Annotated in this window: 10 protein-coding genes; 6 read left to right on the forward strand and 4 right to left on the reverse strand. The window is 53.4% G+C overall.

The features are described 5' to 3' along the window. The 3 genes from KK078_RS29765 to KK078_RS30910 form a co-directional block, all read left to right on the forward strand. A partial coding sequence (locus tag KK078_RS29765; protein ID WP_254094577.1) for a PAS domain-containing protein occupies positions 1–1148 on the forward strand: 1148 nt, incomplete at its 5' end. A gap of 567 nt (positions 1149–1715) precedes the next feature. Then, on the forward strand, positions 1716–2228 hold the full coding sequence (locus KK078_RS29770) for a DUF3800 domain-containing protein (protein WP_254094579.1): 513 nt from the start codon (positions 1716–1718) through the stop codon (positions 2226–2228). 164 nt (positions 2229–2392) lie between these two features. After that, complete coding sequence (locus tag KK078_RS30910; protein WP_394370601.1) at positions 2393–2608, forward strand: DUF3800 domain-containing protein; 216 nt, start codon at positions 2393–2395, stop codon at positions 2606–2608. Between the two features lie 1546 nt (positions 2609–4154). Here KK078_RS30910 and KK078_RS29775 read toward each other — a convergent pair. After that, complete coding sequence (locus KK078_RS29775; RefSeq protein WP_254094581.1) at positions 4155–6323, reverse strand: choice-of-anchor tandem repeat GloVer-containing protein; 2169 nt, start codon at positions 6321–6323, stop codon at positions 4155–4157. Between the two features lie 153 nt (positions 6324–6476). Here KK078_RS29775 and KK078_RS29780 point away from each other — a divergent pair, with 153 nt between their 5' ends. Both KK078_RS29780 and KK078_RS29785 read left to right on the forward strand, forming a co-directional pair. Then, positions 6477–7481, forward strand: coding sequence for an aldo/keto reductase (locus tag KK078_RS29780; RefSeq protein ID WP_254094583.1), 1005 nt, complete (start codon positions 6477–6479; stop codon positions 7479–7481). A 28-nt stretch (positions 7482–7509) separates the two neighbouring features. Next, on the forward strand, positions 7510–8430 hold the full coding sequence (locus tag KK078_RS29785; protein ID WP_254094585.1) for a helix-turn-helix domain-containing protein: 921 nt from the start codon (positions 7510–7512) through the stop codon (positions 8428–8430). Positions 8431–8436: 6 nt separating this feature from the next. On the opposite strand, the gene KK078_RS29790 is transcribed toward KK078_RS29785, so the two are convergent. Further along, complete coding sequence (locus KK078_RS29790) at positions 8437–8775, reverse strand: winged helix-turn-helix transcriptional regulator (protein ID WP_254094587.1); 339 nt, start codon at positions 8773–8775, stop codon at positions 8437–8439. Between the two features lie 115 nt (positions 8776–8890). Between KK078_RS29790 and KK078_RS29795 the strand changes: the two genes are divergently transcribed. After that, positions 8891–9307, forward strand: a complete 417-nt coding sequence (locus KK078_RS29795) for a DoxX family protein (protein ID WP_254094589.1) — start codon at positions 8891–8893, stop codon at positions 9305–9307. Here the strand turns inward: KK078_RS29795 and KK078_RS29800 are convergent. Together KK078_RS29800 and KK078_RS29805 are read right to left on the reverse strand one after the other, a co-directional pair. Next, positions 9304–9972 (reverse strand): TolB-like translocation protein, encoded by a 669-nt coding sequence (locus KK078_RS29800; RefSeq protein ID WP_254094591.1) that lies wholly within the window; start codon positions 9970–9972, stop codon positions 9304–9306. The two genes, KK078_RS29795 and KK078_RS29800, sit on opposite strands and share 4 nt — an antisense overlap. A gap of 246 nt (positions 9973–10218) precedes the next feature. Continuing rightward, on the reverse strand, positions 10219–11676 hold the full coding sequence (locus KK078_RS29805) for a serine hydrolase domain-containing protein (protein ID WP_254094593.1): 1458 nt from the start codon (positions 11674–11676) through the stop codon (positions 10219–10221). Between the last annotated feature and the right edge of the window lie 280 nt (positions 11677–11956).

Consider the following 11956-nt stretch of genomic DNA (forward strand, 5'->3'; position numbering starts at 1 on the left):
GCCTGGGCGACGCCACACCCCGTTGCGTGGTGATCGTACCCCTCCTGCTGGACCGCGAGATTGTCGGCGTACTGGAGCTGGCCTCCTTCCGCGCCGTGGAGTCTTATAAAATCGAGTTCCTCAAAAAAATTGCCGAGAATATCGCCGCCCTCTACTCCAGCGCCCGCACGGCGCGCCGCACCCGCACGCTGTTGCAAGACAGCCAGGTAGCGGCCGAGCAGCTCCGGTCGCAGGAAGAAGAAATGCGCCAGAACATGGAAGAGCTCGTCGCCACGCAGGAAGAAGTATCGCGCCAGATGCAACGCGCCCGCGACAGCCAGCTATACTATAACGAGATCATCGAGGGCATCGACGACTGCATCGTTACCGTCGACCCCAACTTCCAGATCCTGGTCGCCAACAAAGCCTTCCGCACCTTGTTCTCGCGCTACGGCGTGCCCGTCGACCCCGGCAACAGCCTGCTGAAGATGGCGCCCGGCCGCGAAGAGCAGTTCAAGCAACCCTACCTGCGCGCCCTGGCCGGTGAGCACGTAGAAGAGCCGCTGCGCCATCACTTCGACCGCGACTTCCACGTAACCTACAACCCGCTGCGCAACACCGCCGGCACGATCATCGGCGTAAGCCTGATCGCACGCGACATTACCGAGCACCGCGCCATGCTGAAGAAGACCGAAGCCACGCTGCTCGAATCGCAACAACAAGCCGAAGAGCTGAAGTCGCAGGAAGAAGAGATGCGCCAGAACATGGAAGAGCTCAACGCCCAGCAAGACGAAATGGTGCGCGCCATGAACGAAATGACCGAACGCGAACATTACTTCCACGAGCTCATCAACCACTCCGGCGACGCCATCTTTACCCTCGACCGCCGATACCGCATCGACACGTTCAATACCCGTTTTGCAGAGCGCCTGCAACAGATGGGCGTGAAGATCAAGAAAGGGTTCGACTTCTTCTCGATCTTACAACCCGAAGCACATGCCGCCCACAAGGAACGCTACGACCGCACGTTTGCCGGCGAAGAGTTCGAGCATGCCGACACATCACAGGTGAATGGGCATACGCTGCAGATCGTATCGCGCTACGCACCGATGCGGAATTTGAAGGGCGAGGTGGACACGATCGCTTGTTTTACGCGGGAGGTGAAGTAGGCGCAATACACGTGACTGTTGCAAGACCGTTGGAACTCCGAGCAAGGTCATAATGTGCGTACAAAGAATGCTTCAGGAATTGCGACTTACCAGAACGCCTTTGGAAAGCCAGGGAAAATCGATGTTTCTTCGAAAACTTCTTAGCGTAATCAGCCTTCTAATAAAAAAGGCACACAAATAAATTAGCCCGCGGCTGTTAGCCGAACTTTGTCTGCCAAAATTCGTATATTCAATCTATGCTAGAGAGATTATATAAAGGTTTATTGGCCGGACTCAAAGGCGAACTATTGACCTGGATCATTGTATTGACCCTCTCCGGAATCGTCTACCTAATAATAAGCCTACGTTAAATTCCCTTCCAGGAGAATTCGCAACATTTAATCCTGATCCTATGCCCCGAGCATCGAGACTGACACCCATTTCCCCAAAATTTTACCATTTATTTTATTTCTTTTCACCAGCCGATGTTGTTACTTTGTATTGCGTCTGGTAGGAGTCGCTAAGCGTCTTCATTACGGGATTTATCCCTAAAACCAGTCGCTTTTTTTTGTAATCGCCCCGTTATCTATGATCTTTTGCTACATCGACGAATCCGGCACGCGGGATATCCCTGGCAACACTTCTCATTATGTTTTAGCGGGACTTTCAATCCCTGTCTCCAAATGGAAACAGTGTGAAATGGAAGTCCAAAGGGTAAAAGCTAAATATTATTTAAACGACACCGAGATACATACCGGTTGGATGCTATGGCCTATTCTTGAGCAATCTAAAATTGAGGATTTCGAAACTCTCGATCAAGCAACCCGGAAGTACGAGGTAGAGAAATATAGGAAATCAGAACTATTAAGATTGCAAACAGCGAAGACACAGAAGCAGTACCATAAAACTAAAAAGAATTATCGGCACACCAGGGACGACATTCACCTGACGTTAGATGAACGTAAGCAATTTGTTCTGGAGATTGCCAAACTCATAGGTAGTTGGTCGTTCTGCCGATTGTTTGCCGAATGTGTAGATAAAACACATTTCAAACCCGCTATCGCTAAGTTGTCAGTCGACGAGCAAGCCTTTGAGCATTAGTTTCAAGATTTGAGTATTACCTTAAGATTTACTCGAAGTCAACAATATCCAAACAGTACGGATTGTTAATACACGACAATAATGAAACCGTAAATAAGCACCATACCCACTTAATGAAGACATTTCATCGGCATGGCACTTTTTAGACCGACATCCACAACATAATCGAAACACCGCTTTTTGTGGATTCCCAATTAACCAGCATGGTACAACTTGCCGATGTCTGCAGCTACTCCATAAGAAGATATTTGGAGAAATCCGAGGACACTCTATTTAATGAAATATTTAAAGTGGCCGACAAAAAAAACGGGAAGGTAGTTGGTGCACGGCATTTTACTATGAACCACTGCACTTGTAAAGTATGCCAGGCGCACCGGTGATCCGCACGCTAAATGCACAACACCGACGCAGGTGTCAACGTCAGTGAAGTAGGCGCGCCGTGCCCAGTATGGCCGGGTTTCCCCAATATCCCTGAAAAATCCGGTATAACTTACTTCAAATTCCAATATATCCAATAGATATCCAATAGTTCAGTAAGCCTATTTCAATAGATATCCAATAATTATATAAATATTGAATATGTTATGTAAATTCTCTTCCTTCCAAAATTTATTCTATACAGTATAAACGAAGCTATCCACTCTTTCGTATATTCGAAGCAGACACCGTTGTTAACCTTGATGTTGTCTAAAACCCTCTCGTTACCCTTAAAACCAATCGATTATGCCTTTTCTCGAAGGACCATTCGTCTTTACCGGTAAGTTGGACATGCTAAGCGCCTACCGCATGCGCGGCGTCGACAAGATCGTTGTGCGGCGTAAAGGCGGCCCGAGCGGCGAAAAAGTAAAAACCGCCGCCAACTTTCTAAACACGCGTCGTACGATGTCGGAATTCGGTGGTTGCTCGCGTCATGGCAGCTACGTGCGAAAGGCGTTGATCCAGCTCCGCCACCTCACGGACTATAATTTCGGCAGCGACATCAACAGCGTCATGCGCCAGGTACAGCTGCGCGACGGCACCAGCGAATGGGGGCGCCGCCGGATCACGCTCTCCGAACATACGCGTCTGCTCGAAGGTTTCTCCACCACGCAAAAAGCGCCGGCCTTCGACTCGATCGTGCGCGCCCCTATATATTATACGCTGGATCGGCAAACGCGTTCGGCACGCATCGATCTTCCCGAGCTGCTCCGCGATATTAACTATTTTCCGCAGAACAACCACGCTATGTTCCGCCTGACCGTCACGTTGGGGATCGTGCCCGATGTAACGTATGATGTGCCGTCCAAAGAATACCTGCCGCCAACATGGTATAGCCGGGCGTACAATTCGATCAGCGTTTCGACGGACTGGAATCCTTCGCTGGAAGGAATGGAAAGCACCACGCTGGAGCTCGCGATGCGCGCCGCGCTTCCTCCGGATGATGCGTGGACGCTGATGCTGTCTATCGGGATTGAGTATGGCGCCTTTCGCCGGCATGGCGAGATCGGAGAAGTACCACGCTTTGGCGCGGCGAAGATCATGGCGCTACTCGGAAAGGATGGGACGTCTGGCGAGGCCGGGGGGAATGGCGGGAGCGGTGAAGATGAGATGCCGGCTGTGGATATCGCGACAGCGCCGGAAAGTGTGCCGTCCAACGCTGTGAAGAGTGAACAGAGCGGTGTTCAATATTCTGACGCACGATTTGTCTACACGATGAAGGAGACTGTAGCAGAAAATCAAGAGACCAGAATTTATAGCTATACCGTTTCGGTGCAATCGACTTTGTTCATGGCCGATCTATCGACTGACGTGGCCGCCAGGGAGGAATACGGCAGTTACAAACTGCCGACAGTTCCCGGCACAAGTTCCGCTTCGCTTAAACTTGCGCCAGCAAACAGGCTCGCGGTGCTTGAACCTGCGCCTACGCCAGCTGGTCAAGCTTCGACGCTATCGAATTACAATCTTTTTTACCAGGACCGTGGCGTCTTTGCGGATCACCAGATTATACAGACCCGCGGGAAGATGTTCCAGCGAGATCATGGTAGGGTCTTTTGTCAGGATGATGATCTGCACATGCAAGACGGTTCCTTGCGCATTGACTACCGACACCGTGGCGGCACCCCGTAGGGCGTTGCTCGATTTGATCTGCAGTACACCTTTGCTGGGATTGGGATAAGCCTTCAGCACCTTGTTGGAGGCCTCTTCCATGCCGGTAATAACAACCTGCCGGGCTGCAAAGCCAGCGGACATACATCCGGCGTCGCTTATGCTGTATACCGTGTAGAGCCCGGGGGCTGTCGCGTCAATAGTGGCGGCGTGTGTCTCGAGGGTGACATCGTTCAGCCGCCATACGTACGTATCGACGTTGCCGGAGGCTGTCAGCGTTGAGCCGGTGGCATCTTCTGTTAATGTCGGTGCGTCGGGTAGAGCATGTACGACGGTGGTTACTGCTTCCGACGGCGGGCTCGGGCAGCCGTTGTCTACGGTGACGGTATAACTTCCGTCTTCCTCCACCCGGATCTCGCGTGCGGTAGCATCGTTGTTCCAGTGATAGGAGTTAAATCCTTCCGGCGCGGAGAGTGTCACGCTTCCGCCTGCGCAAAACGCAAGCGGTCCGCTCGCCGTGATGACAGGCTGCCCTGGAGAGCCTGCCTGCAGGGTGATCGTCTGGGACACTGTCGTGCCGCATTCGTTCGTCAGGGAGCAGACCCATGTGCCGGCGTGGGCAGATGTGAAGGATTGGAACTGCAGCGTAGTCGACGTCTGTTTATCATCCGGTACGCCGTTGTGCGCCCACGTGGCAGTCGTGGTATTGGAGCTGCCAAGATTGAGCGTAAAGGGGGCGTCGGCACACACGGTATAGGTCGTCTGTTCAAGCGGTGTGTAGGCAGGCTTGCGACAAATCTGTATGAGCGATGGCGCAAAGCCCACGCCGTTGAAGCGCCCTGCCGTGCGCATTGTACCGTCGGCGGGGTTATATTCGAAGACGCCGTATTGGGTAGCTCCATAGAGCTTTTTATTGGTACTTTTGATCAGGCCTGAGGGGAAGGCGCCCAGGTCATAGATCGACTGGCCAATAAGAGTAAAGTTATACTTCTTCGCAAAGACTTTCGTCGCAATATCAAATTCAAATAATATACCGCAACCGGCCGGAGAATTTGTTTCGGGGGCGCCTCCACCGTGGGCGGCTCCATAAAGCTTACCGTTGCCGACCGACACCAGCGACTGTACGTTGTAACTGTACGGGTAGCCGACGAAGTCGTATACCTTGGTATAGGTGGTGGCCGTGGGGTTGAATTCGTAGATCACGCCGCGGTTTTCGGTTCCTCCGTATCCTGTCGTTCCGTAGAACTTTCCGTTCACTTCGACAAAATTGCCGTCGTAGCCAACTCCTTCCGAGGCCAGGCAGGAGGCCTTATACTGTACGGCAATGGCGTTGCCGTTGGCATCCATGCGCATGACGGAACCCGAATAGGGGTTGCCGACAGGACACTGTGAGTTTGTGGACGTCGTCGCATACCAATAATTGCCCAGCTTATGGAACCCGGGGTTCAGTTTATTCTGTAGGGTGCTATTCATGGCGTCGCCGGTGTATGTCGGAAGAATGAATGGCCGGGTAAACTCGCCTGTATTCATGTTATATGAAAACACGTAGCTGCCCTGCCACAGCAGTCCATACAACACACCCGGCCGAATTTCTGTTAGCACGGGCTTTCCCTCCGCGCGCGGCGTAGCGGGGGTTAACGGAAGGGGCGTAAAGTTGGGGCCGAAGGCCGCCAGTATACGAAACGCATCGGTAGCCAGGTCGTATTCGAAAAATGTACCGCTGTTGAATACGCCGGTCGAGCCCGGTCCTCCGGAACCCGCCAGGCCGTATAGCTTGTTGTTACTGCCGAGTGTCAGCGCACTGATGTTTTCGCCGTCGACACCGGTATTAAAGTGATGAACGATCTGCAAATTGTCGCCGATCGAGTCGGAGCGGAATATAAATCCGTTGCCGTAGTCACCTCCCGCCATGGATGTGCCCCAAAGCTCACGCTGGGCGTGTGAAAGAGTACCGGTCAGGAAAAGCAGCAGGAAACATGTCAGTCTTTGGCGCAGGGAGAGCAATCGCACAGATGTATAGCGTTTTAGTTGCGAAAACGGAGGATCTTGCCACTATATCGTTTTCGGGCGGCATATGTAACCCGGTTGTGGGAGTTGTGATCCGGATACATACTTCCGGGGTTTGGATAGTTGCGGAAGCACGCCGGGGCCGAGCTTTGCATCATGAAACCAAAACAAATCGAACTGGGCAGCCAGGGGCTTATTGTCCCCGCTATCGGCCTGGGCTGCATGGGCATGACCGGCCTTCTGGAGAACGACATCTATGGACCGGCGAATGAAGCCGAAGCCATTGCCACCATCCATCGCTCTTTCGAGCTCGGCGGTAACTTCCTGGATACGGCCGACATGTACGGTCCTTACCTTAACGAGCGCCTTGTAGGCAAGGCTACCAAAGGTCAACGCGACCGCTATGTTATCGCTACAAAATTCGGTTGGGAGATTGACGACCAGGGCTACCTGACGTGGACCATCAATGGCACGAAGGACTATGTTCGAAAATCGATCGAGCGTTCACTGAAAAACCTAAGCACCGACTACATCGATCTATATTACCTGCACCGTCTTGATAAGAATACACCCATTGAAGAAACGGTGGAAGCCATGGCCGCGTTGGTGAAAGAAGGCAAGGTAAAATATATCGGCCTGTCGGAAGTTTCGTCCGCTACTATTCGCCGTGCACATGCCGTTCATCCGGTCAGCGCGGTACAAAGCGAGTACTCGTTGTTCGAGCGCAGCATTGAAGAAGCCGGCATCAACGACACGCTGCGTATACTGGGCATAGGCCTGGTGGCTTATTCACCCTTGGGCAGAGGCTTTCTGTCCGGACAGATCCGCACGCCGGATGATCTTCCAACAAACGACTTCCGCCGCGGCCTGCCGAAGTACCAGGGCGAGCAGTTCCAGAAGAATCTCGACCTGTTACATGCCATCGAGACCATGGCGCAGCGCAAGGGTATCGCCGGTACACAACTCGCGCTTGCGTGGACCATGGCAAAGGGCGCATTGCCTATTCCCGGTACCAAGCGCGTGAAATACCTGGAAGCGAACATCGCCGCGGCCGGTATCACCTTGACAAGCGAGGACCTGGTAAAACTCGAAAACATCATCCCGCTCGGTACTCCGACGGGCGATCGCTATGACGCCTTCGGTATGGGCTTAATTGATTAACTTGATCCACGATAAGGTGGCCAGGCCTATGAAAAGAACTCCCATCACGCCACGGCGTATCGATTCCATCCCGAGGTTACACAGCATGCTGGGCTTGCCAAAGCCCAAGCATCCGCTGGTGAGCGTTGTGCACCTGGATGCCGTGCTGTCGTCGCTCGATGCGCTGGAAGCGTACTCGTCGTATAGCTACTATTGCATCGCCTTGAAAATGAACTTTGAAGGCAAGATGAAGTATGGGCAGCAATACTACGACTTCAACGAGGGGGTGATGACATTTACAGCACCGGGGCAGGTCACACACGTCGAGGTACCCAGCGCTACACCGGTATCGGGATACCTGCTGATGGTCCATCCCGACTTTTTCCAGACGTATCCCCTGGCTTCGCGTGTAAAAGAGTATGGGTTCTTTTCGTATGCGGTACACGAGGCACTGCACCTGTCGGACAGCGAAGAGCAGATGATCGCCGATATGATGACAAACATCGAACGCGAAATTGCCATGTCCATTGACGCGTTCAGCCAGGATGTGATCGTATCGCACATCGATCTGTTGCTGAACTATGCCAACCGGTTTTACAATCGCCAGTTCATTACCCGCAAGCTGGCAAACAACGATATCCTTACCCGCCTGGAGGCTTTGCTGGATGCATACTTTGCCAGCGACAAAATCCAGCAGGCAGGGCCGCCGTCGGTACAATACATCGCCGGTCAGCTCCACATCTCTCCCAATTACCTCAGCGACATGCTTCGCGCGCACACCGGGCAGAGTACCAAACAACACATTCAAAATAAGCTGCTCGACAAGGCCAAGGAGCTGCTGACGACCACTCCTCTTTCGGTCAGCGAAATTGCGTATCGTCTTGGATTCGAATATCCGCAGTCGTTTAACAAGCTTTTCAAAAGCAAGACCGATCTTTCACCGCTGGAATACCGACAGTCGTATCAGTAACGTCGATCACTTGCCCATGATCTTCTTGCGGTGGGCCAGCCCCCAGAAGTGCAGCTCTTCCATGACCTTCTCCAGCGATTGGCCGTGCGGGGTAATGGCATATTCTACCGTGGGTGGAAAAGTATCGTATACCTGCCGCGTGATGAGGGCGTTCAGCTCCAGGTGCTTGAGCTCTTTCGACAGGATCTTGTCGGAGATCCCTTCCACTTCTTTCGAGATCGCTTTAAACCGTTTCGGGCCGTTGGCGAGCGAAAACAAGATCAAGAGCTTCCACTTTCCTTCCAGGGCCTCCAAAGCATCCCGGATCGACATCATATTCCTGGGGCATCCTCCGCGTGTCAGCATGCGTGTATAGGTGTTCGTTGTCCAATACTATCCTGCGGGAAAGCGCTTTCCCGAGGGATAGTGCTTTCCAGGAGAAAGCAAAGATACAATACCTTTGGGCCATCATACAATCATCATGACAGATCAACACAAACCTTCCAAAGTCCTGCACATTGCCCTGTGGGTTGTGCAGGCATTATTATCATTCACCCTTCTGTGGGCCAGCGCCGTCAAGTTGTTTCAACCGGCAGACGAAGTCGCTGCGATGTGGCCGTGGGCCGCCGAGGTGCCGGTGGCTGTGCTGAAGCTCACGGGCATCGTTGACCTGCTGGGTGGGCTGGGTCTGATACTGCCGGCCTTGCTGCGCATCCAGCCCCGGCTTACGCCGATCGCCGCAGTGGGTGTTGTTGTGCTGATGTTCTGTGCCAGCGTCTTTCACGTTGTACGTGGCGAGGGATCGCAGATCGGCTTTAATGTGGTGTTTGCCATGCTGTCGGCGTTTGTTGCCTGGGGGCGGTTCCGCAAAGCTCCCGTTGCTCCTAAGCATCTTTAACGCAACGCCGCCCGGACTGCTTCGATGCCGATCCACTTCACATCGCGCTGACTGCTGAAAAAGAAATAGTCGCCGTCGCGGGTGAAGTAAGGGCAAAACTCGCGTGCATCGGTATTTACCGCCGGTCCAAAATGAACGGCAGACTTCCAGTCACCATGCTCGTCGCGTATGGCTCCGTAAAGGTCGGCGCCGCCAAAGGTATCGTTGCGCTTAGACGAAGCAAATACCAGCGCGTCTTCCTGCGGCGAAATGCCGGGGTCGTATTCAGACTTTTCCGAATTGATGGCCGGGCCGAGGTTCCGCGGCTCGCCATAATTCCCTTCGCTATACTCACTCACGTAAATATCTTCCTGCCCCAGGCCGCCGACGCGGGACGATGCGAAGTATAGATTGCTGTTGTGCGCGATGGATATATAATATTCATTACTGTCGGAGTTGACAGCCGCCAGGTTCTGGATCGGTGACCATCCCTCCGCTTGCGGGCTTACAAACCAGATATCAAAGTCCACTATCGTATCGGTTGCATCCTTCGGGCGATTCGAGATAAAATACAATGTACCATCCGGCCCGAATGCCGGGTCGGCCTGTGAGTAGCCGGCCTCGGTAAACGGCACCTGCCCGGGTGTGTTCCAGGTGCTGTCATACCGCGTGACGTAGAGTACCAATGGCCTTTTATGGATCGCGTAAAGTAATACGACTTTCCATCGGGTGAAAAGGCGGCGTTAAAATCCAGCGAGTCGCCCGAGACGATACCTTGCAGGAAAGTAAGGGCCGCGGTATCGGGGCGTGGAGAGGGGTATGGGATCTGGTCGTGTTTCTTTTCTTCGCGCGTCGTGCAGGCGAACGTGCCTACCAGGATGATCACGCCGAAACATCGTATGACAAGCTGTAAGTCTTTCATGTTATTCCGTTTATTTTACCCTTGCCCACACATCTTTATCAAACGCCAGGAATTCTGTTACCGCTCCATTTTCCTTCCTGGTGACTTTGATTGGGAAATGAAAATCCCTACAGAAAAAGGTGGTGTCTGATTCGGCCTCGAACACTACTTCGCCGCCGTCCCACTCCTGCTTCAGTATTAATTTTTCGTCCCGGGTTGTCAGCTGCAAATGTGCGCCGGGCTCGCCCGCCAGGGTGTACCGGCCTTCCAGCGACTTCCACTGCTGCGGGTCGAGCTTCGCGATCTTCCTGGGTGGCTCTTCGGCAAATCCTTTCCAATGATAGACGGCCGCTACGCTGTTGATCACTTCTTTTAAGATCCCTCCATTGTCTGAGTTTACCATGACCACCACGCCGTTGCCATCTTCGAAGCTGCCGGTATAAAAACAGCGAAAGCCGTCGTTGGCGCCTCCGTGCTCAAAATACCGGGCATTGTCGCGATGGGTAATAAATACACCCAAGCCTGCGGCTTCGCGATAGGGCTCGAGACGCTTTTGCGTGTAGGCCTGGTTCAATACTTTCGAGGATCGGCCTTGTAATGCCAGCTGTGTTTCGATGATATACCGGGCCAGGTCGGTCGGTGTGGTCCATAGTCCGGCCGCGGCTTGTTCCGGATAGATATGATATTTCCCTTCCACGGCCGTACTATCGCTGTGGTACGCTGTCGTTAACTGCGCCTGTTTCGCGGCCGGTGGCGGTTGAGTATAGAAGCTATGGGTCATCCCCAGGGGCGTCAACACGGCTTGTTCCATAAAAACATCATACGGCTGGCCTGTGACATCCATGGCGACCAGCTGACTGATCGTTGTGCCACCTCCGGAGTATACCGATGTCTGATCCGGCTCGCGCATAGACCGTACGGGCTCTGTATTGGCGGGTTGTTTTCCGTCGAGGATGTCGGCTACGGTCGGCAGCGGTTGCCCTTGTGCGTAGCCCGGAAAGCCGTGCACGGTGAGCCCCGCGGTATGTGACAGCAGGTTTGTGATGGTGATCTTCTTACCGTTTGACGCTGTATCGTAGGGGAACTTCCAGGATGTGAGATAGGTATTGATGTCGGTATCCAACGCCACCTTGCCATCCTGCGCCAACTTCAGCAGTCCTACTGCGTTTAATGACTTGCTGATGGACGCTGCCTGGAACACCGTCTCGGTGGTTACGGCGCGTCGCTCGTCGCGATCCGCCCATCCGTAGGCTTTGGCCCAATCGAGCTGATAGTTTCTGATCACGGCGATGCTCAGGCCGGGAACTTTGTGATGGGCCATGCGCTGCTCTACGGTCCAGGGGCCCTCTCCTTCTATTCTTACGGCGGCGAAGAGGTTCTTTTCTATTGCGCTGATGCGATCCTGTAGGTTGTCTGATGCGGGCTTGGGTGGAGTGCATGCTATTAAACAACAGGCGATGGCTGCGCTTGTGAAGATGTTGTGGGTCATGGGGAACGGGGTTTGGGGTATTAGCAATATACATATATGGTGTTATAGTAGCAACTGTGGGGTTTTGTGTTTGGTGTTTGGCTGTGGGGCGTTTGTAGCATGCGTTATGGGAGTGGCTTGGTCGTTGGTGTTGAGATGTTAGGGAGCACGAAGATAATTTGAGTAAGGCCCGGAGTCGGAGACTCCTCCTGTAGGGGCACGAATTTGTGCTGGGCACGAGTCGCCCTCCCTTCGGTCGGAAGACTCGCGCCAGATACGCATTGTATGTAGGGGCGAAGCC

Origin of the sequence: Dawidia soli, assembly GCF_018598185.1 — a bacterium.
Classification (GTDB): domain Bacteria; phylum Bacteroidota; class Bacteroidia; order Cytophagales; family Cyclobacteriaceae; genus Ohtaekwangia; species Ohtaekwangia soli.

Coding starts and splice junctions, on each gene's coding strand:
- KK078_RS29770 (WP_254094579.1), top strand. CDS start 1,716: ATGATCTTTTGCTACATCGACGAATCCGGCACGCGGGATATCCCTGGC.
- KK078_RS29780 (WP_254094583.1), top strand. CDS start 6,477: ATGAAACCAAAACAAATCGAACTGGGCAGCCAGGGGCTTATTGTCCCC.
- KK078_RS29785 (WP_254094585.1), top strand. CDS start 7,510: ATGAAAAGAACTCCCATCACGCCACGGCGTATCGATTCCATCCCGAGG.
- KK078_RS29790 (WP_254094587.1), bottom strand. CDS start 8,775: ATGCTGACACGCGGAGGATGCCCCAGGAATATGATGTCGATCCGGGAT.
- KK078_RS29795 (WP_254094589.1), top strand. CDS start 8,891: ATGACAGATCAACACAAACCTTCCAAAGTCCTGCACATTGCCCTGTGG.
- KK078_RS29805 (WP_254094593.1), bottom strand. CDS start 11,676: ATGACCCACAACATCTTCACAAGCGCAGCCATCGCCTGTTGTTTAATA.